The organism is Emticicia sp. C21 (assembly GCF_003418935.1).
Lineage (GTDB): Bacteria > Bacteroidota > Bacteroidia > Cytophagales > Spirosomataceae > Emticicia.
Genome location: NZ_QVMT01000003.1, coordinates 147,744 through 170,148, shown reverse-complemented (window position 1 = coordinate 170,148; position 22,405 = coordinate 147,744). Strand labels below are relative to the sequence as shown.

The following is a 22,405-nucleotide window of genomic DNA, read 5'->3' as shown; positions in this document are numbered from 1 at the left end:
GTTTTACATTTTTCTGTTATTCATCCGTTTTCCATTCTTCTTTTACTAAGCAAGAAAACTACCTTTTATTTAATATTAATTTAAAACCTAAATGCTTCTTATGAAAAAAATTGTTCTGTTTTACTGCTTGTTGGGCAGTTCTACTGCTGTTGCTCAGTCGTTTATTCCTGCTTTTGATCGTTTTTCAGGCAAAGAAATCGCTTATATCAATTTAGAAGATGGTACTAAAGTCGAAGGTACTATTGATGACATCGACCGCAAAAAAGGCTTGATTGAAGAAATAGTTATTAAGCCGACAGGCGAAAAGAAAAAACGTACAATAAAGGCCGAAGACATCAAAACCATGTATCTACCAGCCAGTGGCTATAACAAATTGGTAAACTCTTCCGAACAAGCTTTTAATGCACAGAAATGGAAAGACAACAACGTAAACATGGAAATCATCAACAAAGGCTATGCGTACTTTGAGAAATCAACTGTTGGAATCAAGAAAGACATTGAAACGTTATTGATGCAGATGGTTAATCCTTCATTCAGCCAGAAAATTAAAGTATATCATGACCCACGTGCGCAAGAAAGCATGCGCTTTGGTGTGGCTGGTATTACTATGGCCGGGGGTGATGATAAATCATACTATGTAAAAGTAGGTGAAGCTGCTGCAGTAAAAATCAAAAAGGCTGATTATGATAAAGCCTATCTGGGCTTATATAAAGATTGTCCGGATCTTCTGAAAAAAATCAAAGACGACCATCGTTGGGTAAAATTCGATGAGCACTTGTGGGCTTATACTACTGAGTGTAATTAAATTGATTAGAGAAAGGAGAAGATTTAAAAACCCTTCTCCTTTTTCGGTTTTACATTTCAGATTTTTCCGGGCGACGTTCTGCATTGTTCGGTTCTCTTACTTCTTTTTCCATCCTCCATGTTCCTTTCTCCTTACTTCAATGTCTCCCGATATTTATCCCAGAATTCAAACTGAGGTTTAAACGGAAGCGTTTCAGTTTTCGGAGTATCGCCAAATATCATGGTTTGCTGACTGTTTGCATCAAATGCTTTCCATTCCGGTAATCCTTTACCATTTGGATTACCTGTTTTAGCGAAATTCACCCAATAGGACGACATCTGGTCTTCCAGTTTCCTGTCTACTTCGGTGAATGGTCTATCCCAGTTTCTTAAAGTGTGTAACGTATAGCCAAATTCAGCAGAATGAAATGCACCAAAATCAGGTTTATCAGGGTGATGAGGCGGTACATGTCTGAAGAAATATAAATATGATTTATTCCTGCCGTGAGAAGCCTGCAATTTAGCCCAGGTATAATTCTGCCAGGCAAAAAGTGTATGTCCACCTACTTCCAATTGAGATTGTTTGGCTTCAGCATCAGTATTGGCAGGGTATGCCTTCAGAAAATCATTAGCCAAAGTGCCATATTTCTTTTCTGCATCTGCTTTAAATTCTGCGGCTGTCAGGGTTTTAGGTGAAGGGAATCTATCACCTGCATTCCAGCCAGTCAATAAGGGTACATCATTTTGTTTGTTTTTGCTAAACAGGGTGTACATATCTCCTACAATCACATGATTATCTAATACCGGGCTTGTAATACTACCTCCCGCTTTTAGTATTTCCTCCGCAGATTTAGCTCTTAAATCTGCTATTGAATTAGCCTGTAACTTCTTGGCAAAAGCCACACCTGTCTGTTCAGCATCAGCTACAGATTTCATTCGTAATGAGTGACCGAACATTCCACCGCTCTCGGCAATCGCTCTATGAAACAAACCTTTTGCCAAAGGTGAAGCCATCAAAACATTCACACTAAATGCTCCTGCTGATTGTCCCGATAAGGTTACATTATTCGGGTCTCCGCCGAAGGCAGCAATATTTTTCTTTACCCATTCAAAAGCAGCAATCTGGTCGAGGAATGCAAAGTTCCCTACGCCCTTCCCATTAGTTTCTTTAGTCAAATCAGGATGAGCCAGAAAGCCAAAAACACCTACACGATAGTTTATTGTTACAAATACTACTCCTTTTTTGGCTAAATCTTCTCCATCATATAAAGGCACAGAACCCGAACCACTTGAAAATCCTCCACCATGAATCCAGACAATCACAGGTCTCTTTTCATTGGCTGATTTGGCAGCAGTCCATACGTTCAGATATAAACAATCTTCACTCAATGGTTCTGGTGGAGCTAAAAATTCTGTTGTATACATCATAAATGGCGCAGGTTTTGGCTGCATGGCACTGGCGGAGAAAGTATCGCATTTGCGTATTCCCTGCCAGTTAGCTGCTGGTTGCGGTGCTTTCCAACGTAATTCACCTATAGGTGGCGCAGCAAACGGTATACCCTTAAAAACATTCACCCCATTGCTATAGATACCCGATACCGCACCATTTTGCGTACGCACAGTTTCAAAAGGTGCTTTTGATTGCGCCTTAGCTAGTAGAGTTATCAGACACAGGAATAGAATTTTCTTCATTTTTCATTCATATTAAGGGTTGATTGTACGATTCTTCAATAATAAAAAGGCGGTGTCTTTCCGGGATGCCTCCGGGTTATACTGATTAGTAAAATCAAGACTACCGATAATCAGGTCTTCATCGCCATCACCATCAATATCGCCTGAGTCCATCAATAGCCACTTGCCAGCTTTGACCTCTTTAATAGTATAAGGTTTGAAGTTTAATTTCCCCTGACCTTCCAGATATACAAATCCCTCTTGTGGTTGATTTTTCTTATCCGGGAAATACGAAATGGTAGCAATATCTATATCACCGTCTTTATCAAAATCTCTGGCAATGGCTTTGTAACAACCATTAATCGGAAAGAAAAACGCTTGTTTGAATTGATTTTTTCCATTATTCAGATATGCATAAACGCCATGATAATTTTTCAGCACATGCCTTGTCAAATCTGCATTATCTCCATTTACATATAAAATATCTTTGTATCCATCCTGATTCAAGTCTATCATTTCAAAATAGCATGAGCCATAAACCGATGGGAAACGCAAAATCTCTTTCGTATCAAACTCTCCGTTGCCTTTATTCATAAACAGAAAGACTCCTTCCTGAGCCTGTGCAAAAAGTACCCAGATATCAGGCAAGCCATCCTTGTTTTCATCACTGATATAGGCTTTAATTGCCCCCGGTAATTCTCTGATTACTTTTTTTGCATAACCCTTATTCTGCAGATTTTTATACCAAGCCAATACCCCATTTTTATTCCCGAAACTGCAAATTAACTGGTCTTTATAGCCATCATTGTCTAAATCAATAGCAAAGCTTTGCACGGGTCTTTGCAGGCTATCTATCAGTGCTTTGCTTTTAACAGTGGCATTAAAATCTAATAGCTTACCTTTCCTTAAATCATTCGGGTGCATAATACCTATGCTTGTCATAAAACCACTCCTTAATCCCGCCTTTTTCAAATCTTCCGCAAAATCAATATCTACAATATTCGCTTTCAGCTTTCTTGATGATACAGGTTTCAGGTTTTTATCAAATACATTGAGCGAACTATCAAAATGGCTGGCTTCATAAATCTGTTGATTTCCTTCATCAATCTTCAGATAAGAGACAGCGGGAAAACCATTTTTTTGCACAGGGCTGGCTGAAATATCAAATAAAGAAGTAATTTCTTTTATGGGTGGACGGTTCTGCGGGGTAATTTTCTCCGGTGCGTGTTCAGTATAATAAGCCACAATTTTATTCCAGTCTTCAATACTCATGGCTGACTTACTAACCCAATAGGTTGAATCCCCTCGCCTTTCCTGTTGAATGTCAGGATATATCATATCCCCATTCATCTGAAAACCCAATTGCAAAGCCATATCAGGCAATACATTATTCGTCCATGAAGATTTATCTAATAATTCGGGTTCAGGAAATAGGTGGCAGGAGGCACAATGTACTTTGGCTAGTTCTTCGCCGGTTTGACGGGTAGCTTCTTGCGTGTATTTGCAGCTAATCATGAATAATAAACTCAGAAAGGCAAAGAAGCTTATTATTCTAAATAATTTCATTGTAAAGTTTGGGTTTGTTGATAAAATTAACCTCTCCGGCGGAGTGCCAGAGAGGTTACAGAATTGGTGTTATTGCTTGAAAGGATAGTTCTTTGGCAAGTGCCTTCGACTGCGCTCAGGCACCGAAAAGGAGTTGCTATCTTTACACTTATTCATTGTTTAACAATAAATAAAAAAATTAATGCAGCCTAGCCCGGTGCCTGAGCGGAGTCGAAGGCCGCGCCAAGGAATCAAGCAACTATATATTCTTCTTCTTCATTTCGTTCACAGCAAAATCAGCTGCACGAGCGGTCAATGCCATATAAGTTAATGACGGATTTACGCAAGAGGCCGAAACCATTGATGCACCATCAGTTACAAATACGTTTGGCACACCCCAAACCTGATTGTTACTGTTTAGTACCGAAGTTTTAGGGTCGCGTCCCATACGGGCAGTACCCATTTCGTGAATCGCCATACCTAAATAAGAACCATTGTCATAGGCACGAACGTTTTTCACCCCTGCGCTTTCCAACATTTCTTTGGCATCGTTCTGCATATCGATACGCATTTTCTTCTCATTTTCTTTAAACTCAGCATCGAAAACTACCAATGGCATACCCCATTTGTCTTTTTCTGTCGCATGTAAATACATTCTGTTTTCGTGGTATGGTAAAGTTTCACCAAAGCCACTTAAGCCCATTGTCCATAAGCCGGGTTTGGTTGCTTCGTTTTTGTAATCAGCACCGAAGCTTAATTCAGCCACGTTGCGTTGCCATCCCTGACGGCCTGCACCTGCACCACCCTGATAGCCGAAGCCACGGATATAATCACGTTTATCGTTACCGATATTACGGTAGCGAGGTATATAAATACCATTCGCACGACGGCCATAAGTATATTTATCCAGGTCGCCATCCCATACACCAGATGCACCTATCTTGAAGTGGTGATCCATCAGGTTATGTCCTAATTCACCCGAATCATTACCAAATCCATTAGGGAAACGGTTAGATTTTGAGTTCAATAATAAAGCTGTTGAGCCCAGGGCACTACCACAAACGAAGATAACCTTCGCAAAATATTCTGTTTGTTTAAGTGTTACGGCATCGGTCACTTTTACACCTGTTGCACGTTTTTTGTTTTCGTCGTAGGTGATTTCAGTTACTACCGAATCAGGGCGTAAAGTCAAACGACCGGTTTTAGCTGCCGGCGGGAGCGTACAGGATTGCGTACTGAAATAAGCACCGAATGGACAACCCAACGAACATTTATTACGATACTGACAAGACGCACGACCTACACCCAACTGTGCTTTAGCTGCCTCAGAAAGGTTAGCAACACGACCAATAGTCATATTGCGGCCAGGGAAGTTTTTCTCGATGCGTTTACGAACCTCTTTCTCAACGGCATACATTTCCATCGGCGGTAAAAATTCGCTGTCAGGTAACTGAGGCAAGTTCAGTTTCTCTCCTGAAATACCTACGAATTTCTCTACGTAAGAATACCAGGGAGCTATATCTTTATAACGGATAGGCCAGTCGATAGCGATTCCATCTTTTAAGTTTGCTTCAAAATCGATATCACTCAAACGATACGATTGACGTCCCCACATGATTGATTTACCACCCACAATACCCGGACGGAACCAGTCAAATCTTTTATCTTCTTTATACATCGAATCTGAATCATTCATCCAGTATTTCTCTGTCATTTCATTGTAAGGATAATCACGAGATAGTTTCGGATGCGTTTCTTTTTGTTCAATTGTCAAGCGTCCGTTATACTGCATTTGCCAGGGGTCTTTCATGGCATTTTCGTATCCTGTTACGTGCTCTAATTGCCTGCCTTTTTCAAGCATAATTACACGCATACCTTTTTCGGTTAATTCTTTAGCTGCCCAACCTCCGGTTACACCCGAGCCAATGATAATGGCATCGTAGGTCTGAGCTTTAATAGCATCTATATTTAAGTTCATTTTTGTCTGTAAATTTTAATCTGTGAATAGGTTAAAGAAATTAGATAGCCCAGGCTTTCTGACCTGGTTTGTATGGGGCAGAACCATCGAATCTACCCGGAATTGGTAAATACTCCAATGCCTGTGTAGCACCTATTTCAGAAGTAAAATAACCTACAGTTGTGAGTTCCTTCATTCTCAGGAAGAAAGCCTTATCAGTCGACATGGTTTGTTTCACCATTTCGATTTTGTCGGCTGCGCTCAAACTGGTAAAGTCTTTGCCAAATCTGGTTTTGCTATCGGCATCTAATTTTGCCAGACCTGCATAGAATTTATCCTGGTCGTCTTTCACGAAACAATCACGCATGACTCTCACGATAAATTTCTCTGCTCCCGCGGCTTTAGCACCCGGGGTATCAGTTGTTGGAATGATGACATCGGCTACTTCGGCTAACAATGCCTCTTGTCCGGCGGTAGTCATTACGCTTTCGCCTGTATTCAATACTTGTCCCATTACACCAGCAAGCACCGGTGGAGACAACACCCCTCCAACTAACAGGGACAGTCTCTGAACAGCTTCTCTACGATTCATTCTTGATAAGGTTAATAAAATGGATAATGTTGTTAAAAAATATTTAGTGATTGAGTGAATTAGTGATTTAGTGAATGAATGATTATTATCTTAAACTCTGATTGAAATGATTTAAGTATTTCGCTGATGTCTAACTCAAATGTAAATCACAACAATCAGGTTAATCCAGTAAATCACAGTTCAAGACGATTAAAAATAATCACTAAATCACTCATTCACACAATCACTCAATGGTTCATCTATGAAAACTATCTCCCACAAACTTCAATACTTCCGGTAGAGCCGTACGCCAGTATGACCACGTGTGGCCGCCATCTCTTACTCTGAATTCATGTGGAATTTTCTTGTCAATCATCATAGCATGCAGAGCCATATTGCCTTTAATCAGAAAATCATCATCGCCACAATCGATATAGAATTTCACTTTTTTCAAATCATCGGCATTGCCAGTCTCTACAATCTTAATCGGAGCATTTTTATAATAATGCTCTGATAAGCGGTCTTTGCCTTTTAAGTCTTTTCCATATAAATCTCCGAATACGTAGTTCCAGCGTTGTTGATCCTGATTTCCGTTTACGATTTCATCATCAGTCCACACGGCTGCACTTAGAGGTGCTGCTGCTGTAAACATATCCGGATGTTTTGTTGCGTAGAGTAGAGTACCGAGTCCTCCCATTGATAGGCCTGCCACAGCTCTGAATTCCTTCTTAGAACGAACGCGGTAGGTGGTTTCGATATATGGAATGAACTCTTTTATGAAAAAATCTTCAAATTTTGTCTTTCCGTCAAACGTATTCATATACCACGTTACTCCCGCGTCTGGCATTACAATAATCATCGGAGGTGCTTCGCCACTATTAATTACTTTGTCGGCAATCTCCGGTGTTTGTCCGAATTGTGTCCAACCTGTTTCGTCGTCAGTATAGCCATGTAATAAGTATAAAACAGGATACAGCCGATTGTTTTTCTCATAGTCGGCCGGTAAATAAATATTATACTTTACTTCCTTGCCTAAAGTACTACTTTTCAATTTCAGGCTTTCCTTCACAATGCCTTGTTGTGCAAAGCTGAACGTTGAAACCAATAGCAGAAATAATACAGGTATCTTTTTCATCAGGGTGTTAGAGGATTTATTTTTGATGGAAACTTTCACTTACAAATTTCAGCACTTCAGGCAAGGCTGTACGCCAATATGTCCAGGTATGCCCTCCCTGACGAACGCGGAATTCATGCGGAATTTTCTTATCTATCATCAGGGCATGCAAAGCCATATTGCCTTTAATCAGAAAATCATCATCGCCGCAATCAATATAGTATCTTACTTTTTTAATATCTTCCGGATTAGCCGTTTCAATAATTTTCAGGATAGAGTTTTTGTTATAATGCTCATTCAGGCGGGCATTGCCGACTAAATCTTTTCCATAGCGTTGAGCATAAGAATTAGCCCATTGTGCATCAGGCATGGCAATTACTTCTTCGTCTGTACGAACACCTGCACTTAGGGGTGCTGAAGCTGCAAATAATTCAGGATGTTTAGTCGACATCACTAAGGTTCCATAACCACCCATTGAAAGTCCGGCGATAGCTCTGTAACGTTTTTGGGCACGAACACGGTAGTTTTTCTCTATATAAGGGATAAACTCTTTGATGAAGAAATCTTCGTAAGGTACTTTGCCATCGAAGCTATTCACATATCCACTCACACCACCATCTGGCATGGCAATAATCATGGGAGCAATTTCGCCACTATTAGCTAATTTATCAGTAATGACATTAGCTTCACCGAATTGAACCCAGCCTGTTTCATCATCGCCAAAGCCATGTAATAAGTATAAAATAGGATACGAACGATTAGAAGTAGTATAGTCGGCCGGAAGATAAATATTGTATCTGATGTCTTTACCCATCAGCGCACTTTTGATAGTAAGACTTTCTTTTACAATGCCTTGTTGAGCGAACGTAGCAGACGTTACCAATAAAAACAGCACATATAAAATGCGTTTCATTGTAGATGTAAAGGTTAAAGGTGAATAAGTAGTAAATATACAATCAAACAGTCTTTAAATCCAAATTTAAAGAGGGTATGTGATGATATTCTAGAATATTATTTTGCTGAAATAACATTGCCCCTATGTACATAAGGATAAGAATTTCATTTATTTCTTAATTGATAGTTCATTAAGCACTTATGCGTGCCACCCCCTTCCTCGGACGAGTAGAGGGGTGACACGCGGGCTATTTCAAGGTTCGGGGTAATATCTTAAAGTATCTCTATTTTTTTAATAATCCTTGTACTTCCATCCATTCTCCCATACGTTCTATCCATTTTTCGGTAGGGATATTTGTTTTTCTCATACCAAATCCATGACCACCTTTTACATAGGCATGGAGTTCAACCGGTTTTTTAGCTGCCAGCCAATCGTTATATAATTGAATGCTATGTGGTGCTAAGCCCAATTGGTCGTCACTGGCTACTACAATAAAGGCTGGTGGTGCATCCTTAGGTGCAGGTGTTTTCGGGAATGCAGCAGTGTAAGCATAAATAGGCGCAATAAAATCAGGGCGGGTTTCCGGCGTATACTCATAGGTTACTCCCATCGTTACTGTTCCCCCTGCCGAGAAGCCCATAAAACCTATTTTATCAGGTTTGATTTTGTACTCTGCCGCATGCGTGCGCACATATTTCATGGCTTCCAGACCATCTTTTACGGCTAATGGAATAACCTCCGCATTTTGTTTATCCATATCGGGTTTACCCATTTTTGCCATTAGTTCCTTTACCGGGTCTTCGGTTAATGAATGTACTAGGCGATATTTTAATACAAAACAGGTAACACCCTTAGAATTAAGCCATTTAGCCACATCTATTCCCTCACTATCAATCGAAAGTGTATGAAAACCACCACCAGGTGCAATAACCACCGCCGTTCCATTGGCTAAAGCCGGGTCGGGCAGATAAGTTGTAAGGGTAGGTTTTGTTACATTATACACTACCCTTGTGTTGAACATGTTCTTGTTATTCTCTGCCTCATCCCATGTCCAGCTTTCTGAACCAGGCGCTTTGCCGGCGTATAAGGGAATCACGTTTTGTGCACACGCCATTCCCAGAGTAGCCAGCATCAAGCAACCAGATAATATCGTTTTTTTCATAATAATAATAGGTTGTTATATTCTATACTTTCTGCACTTCGCTTCAACCACTGAACAGCGAATAAAACGGTCCGCCGTCGCGGTCGCCGGCTAAATAACAAAGGAATGTTTGAATACATCGCCGGACTTAAGTCCGGCTTACATAGATAATTATTCCTTTGTTATCTTAGCCACCGCTTCGGCGGTCCGGCCACTTCATTGGGTGAAACGTTGGCAGGTGAGATTAAACAATCGCCTTGCGTGCCTCACGATCAGGGTCATTCTTCATTGCACATACATCATCCAGAATCATGGTTTCGCCGTTGGCAGTGGTATATGGCGCCCAGTTGGGTAGTCCACCGCCATTCGGGTTGCCTGTTCGAACGAAATTGAGGAATGATTTGGCCATTTTTTCTGACAATCGGCGAGGTCTTGCGCCACCACCTGTATGTGTCAGCATTAAATCAGTATTATAAAACCAGAAACAAATATCATCGCAGTGGAAAGCCCTCATTCTACCATCAAATAGCGGAGGCTGCCAGCCGAACCATGCTACATATACAGGGGCTTTTTGTTTCGCTTTAGCATCTGCAGCGGCAATGGCATTTTTGCGGTTACTCATAATCATCGACCAGATTTCGACGGGTTTCTTGTTAGGGAAAACCTTCGCATAAGCATCAGTAATTTCGCCTGATTTATCGCCGAATCTTGCTTTTATTTTTTCCTTCACCTCATCCAAGGATACTTTTTCAAGTGCAGCATTGGTGCGACTTGGTGACATTTCATTAAAGGTGGTGCTCACAATCAATGGTATATCGGCAGAAAAATGATTGGCATCAGAGAAGAAAGGTTTGTCGCTCAGGAATTTCCCATCAGCAACCGGAGCATAGCCCCCTCTTTGCAGATTCATTCTTTTGGCTTCTTCTGCCATTGCCGCAACCGCTTTGTTGGCAATATCAATATATTGTCTCCACGGAATCTGCTGTAATTTATCAATATCATTGGGGCCTAAACCTGCTTCCTTCAACACAGCAGCACCTAATTTCTCAGAATATTCTTTAGGAACACCTGTTAATGAAGTACCACTTAGCGCCACTGCTTTATGGAATAGCCCTTTGGCAGATGGCATAGCCATTAAAGTAGTTACTTTCGCTCCTCCACCCGACTGACCGATGATAGTCACATTATTAGCATCACCACCGAAATTGGCAATATTTTCTTTCACCCATTCCAAAGCAGCTACAATGTCCAACATACCCACATTGCCCGATGCAGCAAATTTATCGCCACCAACACCTGCAAGATTGGTAAAACCTAAAGTACCTAAGCGGTGGTTCAATGAGCAATACACCACATCACCTAAACGACTGATATTCTCGCCACTGTATCCATCCTGTTCAATGCCATTACCATTCACAAATCCGCCACCGTGCAACCATACAATAACCGGTCTTTTTTTACTATCTAATGCCGGAGTCCAGACGTTGATTCTTAAACAATCTTCGCTCACATCGTCATAATTCCAATGGTCAACAAACGAAGAGTATTGGTCAGCATAGCGTTTTTCCATGATTTGTGGTGCGCTGTTACCCCACCAAACGGTTGGTTTTACCTCTGTCCATGGTTGAGGTTTTTGAGGAGGCATAAAACGATTAGCTCCTCCTGTATCTGCACCATATGGGATACCTAAAAAAGTATTAATACCTCTCAGGATATACCCGCGCACTTTTCCGTAGCTTGTATTAGCTACAGCAATATTATCTCCTACAAATAGTATCTGCTCATCTTCCTTCTCTTTATAACCAAAATCGTGGGCATTGGAGGTTAAAGGCATAGCACTGCCCAGACCTGCCCCAGCTGCACCAAGACCCAGTGTCTGAATAAAGTTACGTCTATTAGATTTCATAAGTTATACATTTAAAAAGGTTGAAAGACTTGGGAAATTTAGTGATTGAATGAGTGAGCGATTTAGTGATTAAAAGAGCATGATGCCACGACTAATCTATTTATTATTACAACGAATATCGTTATTATATTAATTTCCTTATTAACCAGTGACTAGGCGGCCCCGCTCATGCGAAGTCGAAAGCACGAGCGTGGGCAACTTTTACAGGCCTATTCAAAAAAATCGTCTCTAATCTACAACGGCAATGGGATTTACTTTTTTAAGAGTCGACTTATTAGTTGAATTAGCCTATCTAACGCTTTTTTGTGGCGATTTTTTAAATTATAGGATGACGATATTACTTTTTTATAACTTTTCTAATATTTAATTAAATCAAACAAAGTCATTGTATCATCTTGTGACAATAATACAAACATTCTTGGGATATTACAAATTTTTCTTTATTTTTGTACAAACCTAATTTTATACATTTAACCTTTTCAATGACAGACAATCCCGACTTGAAAGAGTATTGGGAAGCAAGGCCTTTGCCACTTCCCAGTGTTTCAATTGATTGTGTTATTTTCGGATTTCACGCTAATCAATTGAAAATACTACTACTCAGGTATAAAAACACAGATTTTTTTGCTTTGCCGGGAGGATTTATCAACCAAGACGAAAATTTAGAAGACGCAGCCGCAAGAGTTTTAGAAGAACGGACTGGACTCCAGCATATATATCTGGAACAATATTATGTATTTGGGGATAAAAACAGACGCTTCGATGCCACTCATCATGAATTAATGAATGGCAGTGGAATTATGCTGAGGCCAGGGCATTTCCTGCTAAACAGATTTATATCTATTGGCTATTATGCGCTTATTGATTTTTCGAAAGCCAGACCTAAACCCGATGCTTTTTCAGCCTCATGCGAATGGTATGATTTAGACACAATTCCTACTCTGATTTTTGACCACGATTTTATCCTGCAAAAAGCTTTACATACACTCAGAGCGAACTTAGACGAAAAATTAATCGGTCTCAATCTACTACCGGAAACTTTTACGATGAATGAGTTTCAGAGTTTATATGAAACGATTCTGGGAGAAAAAATTGCCCGCTCCAATTTTCAGAGAAAAGTATTGGGCTTACATATGCTGAAGAGATTAGATAAAAAAATAACAGGTGGTGCGCATAAAGCACCTTATTTGTATAGTTTTGATAGCAAGACAGCTAGTAAATCCTGAATTTAATGGCTGTCTTAGTGTTTAATTGATTGTTTTACCACGGAGTGGCACCGAGCGACCGACGCCCGGTTTTGCACTGAATTACACGGAGGCGTGCTTTCTCAAACTCTGTGAAACTCTATTTATTAAACTGAGCGTCGGTCGCTTCGTGCCACTCCGTGGTTAAAATTTTGACGCTTAAGGCTTTACAACCCTCTTCTTACCTGAATTATCCACCAACTCAACACTCACTATATCAGCAGGTACGACTAAGCTACGAGAGGATTGAGATAAGAATGATGAGCCATAAGTCAATTCTTCCTTTCTGCTTTTGCCACCTTTCAGTTTCAATATGGCCGTTGTTTCATTGGGTAGTACGTCGACACTTTTTACAGGTTTTTTATAATCAAAGAAGCGTAAATCGCCTTTGTTTTGAGAGGTTACTATTAGTGCCTGGCCCTTGGCATTTTTCACACGCACCAAACTCTTGGCATCACCTGTTACACAATAGCCACTTGCTTCCGGTAGTACAGGAGCAAAATTACCTTTACCATCTCCTTTCAACAGTAATCCGTTCAGTGCATCATGCCGGCCGACTAATAATTCTGTACCGAAATCATTACCTGTTATCAATACATCCAGGTTTCCATCCTGGTCATAATCTTCGGTTACCATTCCATAAATCGGAGCAAACTGCGCCTGGATAGGAAGCTCTTTTATCTCAAACAGTCCATTTCCTTTGTTTTCTATATAGCTGCTTTTCATCCAGTTAGCTTTTAAAACCAATGCTCCCTGCAATTCTTCCGGTTTCAGGATTTTGTCAATAGTAGCTTCTGAAAACTTGGCATAATTCTGAAAACGCTGACGTGTCTGGATAAACTGTTTAGCTAAATCATCGCGGGTATTAAAAGGGAATTCTTTCCGCACACCGTCCTCATCGAGGAAAAACACTGTAGGGATGGCATCAAAGAAACCATCATTGTTGAAATCTTTGGCATACATACCTACGGGTTGGGTATCGCTGGCTTGCATCAGGGAATTCAAACCTAAATTACCTGCTATATAATCGATGTCGCCATCATTGTCAAAATCGCCTGAAGTAATACTTGTCCACCAGCCTATTTTAGATGCTAATGCGCCACTTTGTGCCATCGGCTCCAATTTACCTTTGTTGTTTTTTAAGATGGTAACAGGCATCCACTCTCCTATCATGACTAAATCCTGCCAGCCATCATTGTCGTAATCGCTCCAGATGGCATCACATACCAAGCCAATATTTTGTAGATTAGCCGCTACCTGAGCAGTAGCATCTGTAAATTTCACTTGCCCGTTTGAAGTGTCATTTCTGAGAATGTAACTTGATACAGGCTTAGGATAAGCACTCGGTTCTACACGTCCTCCTACAAACAAATCCAGATCTCCATCGTGGTCATAATCAGCAGCTTTCACACAAGAACCACTTTTCAGAAAAGCCGGAATGGCCTGTTCGTTCAAGGTAAAATGTCCTTTGCCATCGTTGCTATAAAACTTATCCTGCAAAGATGGAGTGCCCACATTAAACTCATAACTACCGCTTACAATATAAAGGTCTAAATCTTTGTCATTATCAGCATCAAAAAGCAAAACACCCATATCTTCTGATATTTTCTTGAATCCAGCCTCACCAGATAGCAAATCCTGTATGTTGAATTTGCCTTCTTTGTTCTGAATCAAGAATTTACCTTTGCGATATTTGGCTCCACCCACAAACATATCTTCCAGTCCATCACCATTTACATCTCCTACCGCTATGGCAGGGCCATATTGAGATAGTTTATGAGGTAACAATTTTTGCACATTGAAATCAATATAATCATCTTCCTCATGCACATAAGGCACTTTCAGTTGGTCGCTTATATCAGTAAATAGTGTAGGAATTACTTTTGGTTCTACAGCGGGCTCTGCTGCGGCATCAGATTCCTTAATACTTAATACCTGATTAGATTTGATATTTTTCAATACCTGAGTTTTACCACTTTGCCAGACTACTTTCAACTGGTCGATTTTCTGAATCTTGCCCAGTCCAAAATGTGCCACAGGTTCAACAGATGATATATATCCACGATAAGGCGTATGTTCATAGACCTGCTTCTGACCGTTATTATACTGGATTTCTACCATTGCCCCTAAACCCATAATATTGGGCAGACTACCTTTGAATTTCACCCTTAGGTAATTACTTTCCTGTGGTTTGATTTGCATTGAATTGTTCCGGTAAACCGAAGCTGAATCATTGATATTATTAACGATATAATCCAGGTCGCCATCATTATCAAGGTCCGCATAGGCAGCACCGTTAGAGAAAGATGGCTCTGCCATACCCCACTTTTCACTTACATCTTCAAACTGAAAATTGCCTTTATTCTGAAAAGCAAAGTTTTTGATTTTAACCGATGGAATATAATCTGACAAATAACTAGAGGTTGCCAGATTAGCTACCTCTGCCCGATAGGCCATGAAATCAAGATCAGTAATATCTTTCGGGAAACCATTGGTAATGAGAATATCACGCAATCCATCATTGTCAAAATCAACTACCATTGGTGCCCAGCTCCAGTCAGTTTGAGCGACACCTGCTGCCAGGCCGATTTCACTGAATAACGGCTTGCCGGTTAGTGGATTTTTGCCCTGATTGATTTGCAGGGTATTGCGCGGATATTGGTAGGTATAATTATATTTATCGTTGTTCTGGAAAGTCTGATAATTATTTGCCATTGTCATCATTTTTTTCCGCTTGTTGGTAAATGGCATCATATCAACAGCTATTATATCTGCCAGACCATCGTTGTTAATATCTGCCACATCATTTCCCATAGCTGAGTATGAGGTATGTCTGAAATAGTCTTTGGCCTGCTCTACAAAACCAATATGTTTTCCGTCCTGGTGCACATTAATATAGAGTAAATCATTGGTCAGGAAATCGTTGGTTACATAAATATCTTTCCAGCCATCCTGATTAATGTCTGTAATATTTACCCCTAGTCCGAATCCCTCCATCAATATTCCCTCCTCTTTCGATACGTTTGTGAAATAAGGGTGTTTTTTAGTTTCATCCCAATCATTGCGGTAAAGTCTGTGCGTGCGTTTAGAGGTACCATCCACGAGTTTCTGACGGTACATATTAGGTATATTAATATCTTCCATTTGATTAACCAAGACATAGAGGTCTAAATCTCCATCGTTGTCATAATCAAAAAAGACTGAGTTGGTGGTATGGGTGGTATCGGCAATGCCATAGTCGGCTGCCATTTCTTTGAAAGTCGGAATACCATTCTTTCCTACGCCCTGATTCACATATAATATATTTGCCCGTTGGTTAGCCACTTTTTTAACAGACGCCGATATATAGATATCCAAGAGATTATCATTGTTAATATCAACTACAGCTACACCGTTACACCATTTACCCTCGCCACTTACATTAGCCTGTGTAGTGACATCCGTAAATTTCAATTCATTGTTCTTATCCGTACCCTTATTCAGATAAAGCTTGTTTGCTACCTGATTGCCCGTAAAATATACGTCTACTTTGTCATCATTATTAAAATCACCCATAGCAACGCCACCCCCATTGTAGACGTACTCAAAGGCTATAATGTTCATCGTGTCGTTTTCTGTAATCCGGTTAGAAAACTGAATGCCTGTCTGGTCAGATGGGAGTTTGGTAAAAACAGTATCCGTTTTTTTTCTACATGAAAAAAGCACAGGGATTAACAATAGAAGCAATAACTTTCTGAATGGGTAATTAAAAAAAACAGGTCTCATTTGTAAAATTAGGTAGTGATCTAAAAAAACAGAGATGGTAAAGCTACCATCTCTGTAAAATTAACTTTTTTTTCTAAAACAATAACTCAAAATATTATTTATAAGCCGGATCTTGCTCTAAAGTTGCTTTACCATCTTTTTCAGAGCGATCTATAGCCTCCTGTGGTATCGGATAGAATTCGTTTTTACCTTTGGTAAATACCGCCCCTTTCTTATACACACGTTTGTTTGATTCTACTGCGTTGTATTTGTTCAATACATCGGCTGCTATTCCCCATCTTGACAGGTCGAAGAAGCGGTGGCCTTCCATACCAAACTCTAAGCGGGTTTCAAAACGCACGGCCTTACGCGCTAAAGCTTTGTCTGTCCAGGGAGTAGTATAGTTTTTGATATTGTAATTGGCAGCAGGAACCGGATTTCCCTGTGCATCAAATACAAGCGTATAAGCATCACGGGTAGCACCTTGGGTAGCTTTCTGAACAAAACCTGCAGGGTTTGCTGCACGGGTTCTGATCATATTTACCAGTTCTCTGGCTCTTTCAAGGCTTCCGATTTCAACTTCGCATTCAGCCAACCAAAGCAAAATCATATCATAACGTAATAAGCGGTAGTTGTTGCTAGTTAGATTCCCCCAACCGTTTACACCTGTAAATGCTTTAGAAGGGATATGTTTTCTTGGAGAATACGGTCCTGCATAAGTCTGGTCACGGATGAAGTCTACATTATGAATTTTGTAGTCGATGAACAAAATACCACGACGACCAACAGTATGGTCTAAGCGAGGATCTAACATACCCTCATACGGTGTGTAAGGGTCTTCCAGTTTTAAGCCCTGGTCGTTTTTCACGTCGGAATCATTAAAAGTATCAATCAATGGCAAACCATCAGCCCCCGTTTTGAACGCATTTACCAGGTTTTGTGATGGTTGGTAGAAACCGCAACATCCCCAGGGAGAAGCATAAGGGTGAGCCAGACCTACACCCTGGTTAGCAGCATCACCAGTTGCACTTGAAGAAGCGAATTGTACTTCAAAGATTGATTCGGCATTGTTACGGGTGCTGGCGTCAAAGTTATCTCTGTAAAGATCAACCAGTCTGTATTTGCCACTATTCATAATTTCTTCCAAAATAGCTTTTGCTGCTGTTAATTTAGCCGCATTAGCTGCACCTGTATTTACATCAAATCCCTGGTACATCAAAGCTTTAGCCTGAAGACCTTTCGCAGCCCATTTTGTAGGGCGACCCACCTGCGCCTGAGTTACAGGTAATACAGCTGCCGCGTCGGCCAGATCTTTTTCGATTTTAGCCCAGGCCTGAGGATCAACAGGAACTTTGGTGCTTTCAAGGTTATCCAGATTAAAAATAGCATCATCAATGTAAGGAATATTCTTCCACATTTTCTTTGCTTCAAAATGGAATAAGGCTCTCAGGAATTTAGCTTCTGCTAAAATCTGCGCTCTTCTGGCTTCGCTTATATCTTTTACATCTTTTAGTGTATTGATAACGTCGTTTGTACGAGCTACGCCTTTGAATAAACCTCTCCATTTGTTACGGATATGGTTGTTGGTAGGCTGGAAGTCCCATCTTTCAATAAATGATTCTTCCGGTTGGTCACCAGCATCGGTTCCTTTATAAGCATCGTCAGAAGGTACTCCTCCAAAAACCCAGTTATGAATATCATTCATCCATGGGTCCTGGCCGTCAAGACCTGTTCCGTCAATCATAGCGTAGGCTCCCAATAATACACCTTCTACACCTTTGGCAGTTTTTAATGAAGTAGGGCTATACTGGGCTTGTGGCTCGCGGGTCAGGAAATCATCACTGCAACCAATAGCAAAACCAACTGTGAGACCTGCAGCCAGAAATATTTTAACAATATTATTACTTTTCATATTTGAATCGTATTTGTTTAATTTAATTGTTCGTTGGTTTAAATATCAGAAACCAAAGTTAACACCTACAATAAATGTTCTTGATACTGGCATATATCCACCATCAAAACCTAAAGTATTATCAGTTCCTGTCTGAATCTCAGGGTTAAGACCAGTATACTTCGTAAACGTAGCTAAGTTTTGCATTTGCAGATAAATTTGCGCGTTGTCCAGAGCAGTTTTACCGGCAATTCTGGCTGGAAGGGAGTAAGTCAACTGCACGTTTTTGATACGGAAATATGAACCATCTTCGATGAAATAGCTTGACGGACGGCTTGATACCTGGTCGTTAGCATCCATAATAGGTACAGTGCCGGAAGTATTGGTTGGCTGCCATGCATCATACAAAGCGCGTTTTGAGCGGTTACCCTGGAATGTATTGAAATCAGAGAAATAACGCGTGTAATTAAATACATCATTACCTTGTGTTCCGTTGCAGAAGATAGTCAAATCAAATGCTTTCCAACCAAGACTCAGGTTCAACCCATATACGAAATCAGGGTGAGGATTACCGATGATTGTACGGTCAGCATCTGTGATTACACCATCACCGTTAACATCGGCCATTTTAAATTTACCAGGTTTGTTGTAATCTCCATACTTAGGCCATGCATCAGCTTCTGATTGTGACTGGAAGAGACCTACTACCTGGTAACCATAGAATGATGAAATCGGTAAGCCGGCTTGTGTTAAAGTAACAGCAGGTACACGAGAGCCGTATCCGAAGTAGCGGGTATTAGGGCTGGCATCTAGTTTATCAACTGTGTTTTTGTAAGTTGACAAGTTGGCAGCAATACTATAACGAAAATTATTGATATTACTCTTATAGTTGACCCCCAAATCAAGACCTTTATTGGTCATTTGTCCTACGTTGAAAGATGGCGCAGCAGCATCACCGACAGTGAAGGTCAAAGGTGTAGTAAACAACATATCGGTTGTCACACGTTTCCAGAAATCTATTTCAAAGCCTAATTTCCCTTTGAACAAAGAAGCATCTATACCAAAGTTTGTTGAAGTAGTTGCCTCCCACTTCGCATTAGGGTTACCGAATGCCTGTGTATCATAACCGATTGTAGGAGTAGTCTGATTACCATCAATCGGATAACCTGCATGCCAAATATCAGAACGATACGTAGTGTAAGCATTGTAGTTACCAATTTTCTGGTTACCTGTTTTACCCCAGCCAAAACGGACTTTCAAATCGCTGACAAACGGAAGGTTTGTAGAAATGAATTTCTCTTCCGATAAACGCCAACCTAAACTAAACGCAGGAAAGAGCGCATTACGGGAAGCTGATAAGAAACGAGAAGAAGCGTCATTTCTGATAATAGCCTGGAATAAATACTTATCGTTGTAAGCATAGTTGAATTTACCGAATTGTGAGAACAAAGTATAGTCATTACCAACTCTACCATAGTTACCTACTCTGGTAGGATCTCCCAAGTCTAAGTAGCTGATGATTGGTAGAGTTTCAAAAGCGTAACCGTTACGTGTTGCACCGAAATACTCACCAAATTGCTTGATAGCCTCAGTACCCACGTAAGCATCAACTTTATGTACTGTGTTGAATATTTTGCTGAACGATAAAGTATTCTGGAATACCCATTGGTAGTCGTAACTGGTGTTTGATTCTGAACCGTTGTTGAAGCTACCCTCAATATACTCAGGGTTTGCACGACCAATGTATTTACCATTTTCAGTAGTGATGTCAAGACCTAAGCTTGTTTTGAAAGTCAGGAATGGAAGAATATCGTATTCACCGTAGATATTACCAAAACCTCTTAAACGGTATCTTCTATTATCAGCAGCGCGTGCCATAGTTGCATAAGGGTTTGAGTTATTACCCAGATTAGCTCCACGTGAGCCTGCAAAGAACCCATTAATATCATATACAGGTAGCAAAGGATGGTGTTTGTAAGAACCAGAAACAGCATTCTGCTCTTCGTTATTACCGAAACCACCTTTACGGTTATCAAATGATACTGTGAAGTTTTCGCCTACTCTTAGTTTCTTGTTAATTGCCGAAAACTCGGTGTTCGAACGCAAAGTATAGCGGTCGTAGCTGATAAATTTAACAACCCCATCTTGAGAGAAATACCCTACTGATAGCGCATAACGGCTGTTTTCTGAACCACCACTGGCTGTCAATTGATAATTCTGGATAGGTGCTGTTTGTGTAACTTCACCCCACCAGTAAGTATCTGCTGATTTAGTGATAGGATAAATATTGTCTGGAGTCAATGAGTATAAAGCCGGGTTTGTATTGGCTGCTCCCTCTTTACCTGCACTTGGGAATACGTACGCAGGAATTGACACCTCACCGTTAGGGCCAAAAGTGTATTGACCATGCGATGGAGTTTTTCCGGCATATTTATCTGCCAAATAAAGGTATTTACCTAATTCAGCTGCATTTAAAGACTCTACGTTTTCTGACACTTTTTGTGTGCCATAGTACGCAGAAAAATTAATTTTAGCAGGGCCTATTTTCCCTTTTCTTGTCGTGATAATTACCACACCATTAGCCGCGCGAGACCCATAAATTGATGAAGCAGAAGCGTCTTTCAGAATTTGTATGGTTTCAATATCATTCGGGTTAAGGTTTCCCTGGTTTTCTGTAGGAATACCATCAATAATAAATAGAGGATCGTTATTACCGATTGTACCAAAACCACGGATACGAACAGTTGCGTTACCACCCGGTGTTGCATCGTTTACGATACTAAGACCCGAGGCTCGTCCTTGCAATTGTTGAGCAAAGGTAGTAGCGGGTACTGATTGTAAATCTTTTGCATTTACGGTTGTTACAGCTCCGGTAATATCTCTTTTTGACTGAGTACCATATCCTGTTACAACCACTTCATCTAGCGCGGCTTCGTCTGATTCTAAAACTAAGCTTAATGTAGATTGGTTACCAACGGCTACTTCCTGGGTTCTATAACCAATTGAACTTACTACCAAGATACCCCCGGAATTAGGAACATTGATTTTGTAATTTCCCTCAGCATCTGTGATTGTTCCTGTTGTAGTACCTTTTAAGGTAATACTGGCACCTGGAATAGCCTCCCCTTTTGCATCACTTACTTTACCACTAACAGATTTTTGTGCAAACGCTACAATGGACATAAGCCATAGCATACCACAAATCAGAGTACCCCTTATAGGTACAAAGTAGTTTTCTTTCATACGCTTTGTTTTAATTTGGTTAAAAAAATAAATTATAAATTATACAAAATCAGCCTGTACTTAATAAGCACAAGTAAAGTACATGACTGATAGGGAAAGAAATTAATCTTTCATACGCTTTTTAAAAAACAGGTAACAGCAAAGAAAATATTGATAAAAAATAAATTCTTAATTACACAAAATCAACCTGTACTTAAGAGCACAGGTAAAGTATATTATAGATAGAAGAAAGAGATTAATCTTTCATACGCTTTTTAAATTGGTTATCAGCAAAATAGAAATATAAGCATTCAGTCGTTCTGAAACACATCAGAGCGAAGGGCTCGCCAATAATGATAATAGGAAAATTTCTTTCATACGCTTTTTATAGTATTCAGTCAGAATTAGGTTTTATAGTATTCAGAATAAATAGGCATTCTGAGGTAAGATGTGTAGAGATTTATTAAAACGCAGTAGAATAATACAAGGAAATTTATCCCATAGGCTTTTCTTAGTATTAGTTTTACAATTAGGTTAATTTATTCTCTGAACTATATCAGGTTTCAAATATTATGCTTTCAAAGCAAAACGTAGATATATTTCATAGGTTAGTACTTTTATAGCTAAAAAACAGATTATATTTTGTCTTTGTAACTATAATCGACACAAATTAGAGTTATTCTTTAATTTTTCCAAATTATTCTATTTATTTTCTAAATTT

13 protein-coding genes are annotated in these 22,405 nt (G+C 40.0%); 2 read left to right on the top strand and 11 right to left on the bottom strand.

The features are described 5' to 3' along the window. The first annotated feature begins 100 nt into the window (after nucleotides 1-100). Nucleotides 101-805 (top strand): hypothetical protein, encoded by a 705-nt coding sequence (locus tag D0T08_RS08375; protein WP_116982169.1) that lies wholly within the window; start codon nucleotides 101-103, stop codon nucleotides 803-805. A gap of 131 nt (nucleotides 806-936) precedes the next feature. On the opposite strand, the gene D0T08_RS08370 is transcribed toward D0T08_RS08375, so the two are convergent. The 8 genes from D0T08_RS08370 to D0T08_RS08335 all read right to left on the bottom strand — a co-directional run bounded on the left by D0T08_RS08370 (nucleotide 937) and on the right by D0T08_RS08335 (nucleotide 11,583). Continuing rightward, entirely contained in the window at nucleotides 937-2,475 is a 1,539-nt protein-coding gene (locus tag D0T08_RS08370; protein WP_116982168.1) for a carboxylesterase/lipase family protein, read from the bottom strand. A 12-nt stretch (nucleotides 2,476-2,487) separates the two neighbouring features. Then, a complete protein-coding gene (locus D0T08_RS08365) occupies nucleotides 2,488-4,020 on the bottom strand; it encodes a VCBS repeat-containing protein (RefSeq protein ID WP_116982167.1) in 1,533 nt (510 codons plus the stop codon). A 238-nt stretch (nucleotides 4,021-4,258) separates the two neighbouring features. Continuing rightward, complete coding sequence (locus D0T08_RS08360) at nucleotides 4,259-5,977, bottom strand: GMC oxidoreductase (protein WP_116982166.1); 1,719 nt, start codon at nucleotides 5,975-5,977, stop codon at nucleotides 4,259-4,261. 40 nt (nucleotides 5,978-6,017) lie between these two features. Next, nucleotides 6,018-6,548, bottom strand: a complete 531-nt coding sequence (locus D0T08_RS08355; RefSeq protein WP_116982165.1) for a gluconate 2-dehydrogenase subunit 3 family protein — start codon at nucleotides 6,546-6,548, stop codon at nucleotides 6,018-6,020. Nucleotides 6,549-6,783: 235 nt separating this feature from the next. Beyond that, a complete protein-coding gene (locus tag D0T08_RS08350; RefSeq protein ID WP_116982598.1) occupies nucleotides 6,784-7,662 on the bottom strand; it encodes an esterase family protein in 879 nt (292 codons plus the stop codon). Between the two features lie 16 nt (nucleotides 7,663-7,678). After that, nucleotides 7,679-8,554 carry an esterase family protein gene (locus D0T08_RS08345; RefSeq protein WP_116982164.1) on the bottom strand — a complete coding sequence of 292 codons (876 nt, stop codon included), beginning with the start codon at nucleotides 8,552-8,554 and terminating at the stop codon, nucleotides 7,679-7,681. Between the two features lie 265 nt (nucleotides 8,555-8,819). Further along, the gene (locus tag D0T08_RS08340; RefSeq protein ID WP_116982163.1) at nucleotides 8,820-9,698 is read right to left on the bottom strand and encodes an alpha/beta hydrolase; all 879 of its coding nucleotides are present in this window, start codon (nucleotides 9,696-9,698) and stop codon (nucleotides 8,820-8,822) included. Nucleotides 9,699-9,921: 223 nt separating this feature from the next. Then, entirely contained in the window at nucleotides 9,922-11,583 is a 1,662-nt protein-coding gene (locus tag D0T08_RS08335; protein WP_116982162.1) for a carboxylesterase/lipase family protein, read from the bottom strand. 482 nt (nucleotides 11,584-12,065) lie between these two features. Between D0T08_RS08335 and D0T08_RS08330 the strand changes: the two genes are divergently transcribed. Beyond that, on the top strand, nucleotides 12,066-12,809 hold the full coding sequence (locus D0T08_RS08330; RefSeq protein ID WP_116982161.1) for an NrtR DNA-binding winged helix domain-containing protein: 744 nt from the start codon (nucleotides 12,066-12,068) through the stop codon (nucleotides 12,807-12,809). Nucleotides 12,810-12,986: 177 nt separating this feature from the next. Here D0T08_RS08330 and D0T08_RS08325 read toward each other — a convergent pair whose 3' ends face one another. The 3 genes from D0T08_RS08325 to D0T08_RS08315 form a co-directional block, all read right to left on the bottom strand. Beyond that, nucleotides 12,987-16,592: a VCBS repeat-containing protein gene (locus D0T08_RS08325; protein ID WP_116982160.1), complete on the bottom strand. Its 3,606-nt coding sequence runs from the start codon at nucleotides 16,590-16,592 to the stop codon at nucleotides 12,987-12,989. A gap of 94 nt (nucleotides 16,593-16,686) precedes the next feature. Continuing rightward, nucleotides 16,687-18,483 carry a RagB/SusD family nutrient uptake outer membrane protein gene (locus D0T08_RS08320; protein WP_116982159.1) on the bottom strand — a complete coding sequence of 599 codons (1,797 nt, stop codon included), beginning with the start codon at nucleotides 18,481-18,483 and terminating at the stop codon, nucleotides 16,687-16,689. A gap of 45 nt (nucleotides 18,484-18,528) precedes the next feature. After that, complete coding sequence (locus D0T08_RS08315; RefSeq protein WP_116982158.1) at nucleotides 18,529-21,705, bottom strand: TonB-dependent receptor; 3,177 nt, start codon at nucleotides 21,703-21,705, stop codon at nucleotides 18,529-18,531. Nucleotides 21,706-22,405: the final 700 nt, after the last annotated feature.

What these genes read in the sequence shown, in the direction of transcription:
- D0T08_RS08375 (WP_116982169.1), top strand. Translation starts at nt 101, where the DNA reads ATGAAAAAAATTGTTCTGTTTTACTGCTTGTTGGGCAGTTCTACTGCT.
- D0T08_RS08370 (WP_116982168.1), bottom strand. Translation starts at nt 2,475, where the DNA reads ATGAAGAAAATTCTATTCCTGTGTCTGATAACTCTACTAGCTAAGGCG.
- D0T08_RS08365 (WP_116982167.1), bottom strand. Translation starts at nt 4,020, where the DNA reads ATGAAATTATTTAGAATAATAAGCTTCTTTGCCTTTCTGAGTTTATTA.
- D0T08_RS08360 (WP_116982166.1), bottom strand. Translation starts at nt 5,977, where the DNA reads ATGAACTTAAATATAGATGCTATTAAAGCTCAGACCTACGATGCCATT.
- D0T08_RS08355 (WP_116982165.1), bottom strand. Translation starts at nt 6,548, where the DNA reads ATGAATCGTAGAGAAGCTGTTCAGAGACTGTCCCTGTTAGTTGGAGGG.
- D0T08_RS08350 (WP_116982598.1), bottom strand. Translation starts at nt 7,662, where the DNA reads ATGAAAAAGATACCTGTATTATTTCTGCTATTGGTTTCAACGTTCAGC.
- D0T08_RS08345 (WP_116982164.1), bottom strand. Translation starts at nt 8,554, where the DNA reads ATGAAACGCATTTTATATGTGCTGTTTTTATTGGTAACGTCTGCTACG.
- D0T08_RS08340 (WP_116982163.1), bottom strand. Translation starts at nt 9,698, where the DNA reads ATGAAAAAAACGATATTATCTGGTTGCTTGATGCTGGCTACTCTGGGA.
- D0T08_RS08335 (WP_116982162.1), bottom strand. Translation starts at nt 11,583, where the DNA reads ATGAAATCTAATAGACGTAACTTTATTCAGACACTGGGTCTTGGTGCA.
- D0T08_RS08330 (WP_116982161.1), top strand. Translation starts at nt 12,066, where the DNA reads ATGACAGACAATCCCGACTTGAAAGAGTATTGGGAAGCAAGGCCTTTG.
- D0T08_RS08325 (WP_116982160.1), bottom strand. Translation starts at nt 16,592, where the DNA reads ATGAGACCTGTTTTTTTTAATTACCCATTCAGAAAGTTATTGCTTCTA.
- D0T08_RS08320 (WP_116982159.1), bottom strand. Translation starts at nt 18,483, where the DNA reads ATGAAAAGTAATAATATTGTTAAAATATTTCTGGCTGCAGGTCTCACA.
- D0T08_RS08315 (WP_116982158.1), bottom strand. Translation starts at nt 21,705, where the DNA reads ATGAAAGAAAACTACTTTGTACCTATAAGGGGTACTCTGATTTGTGGT.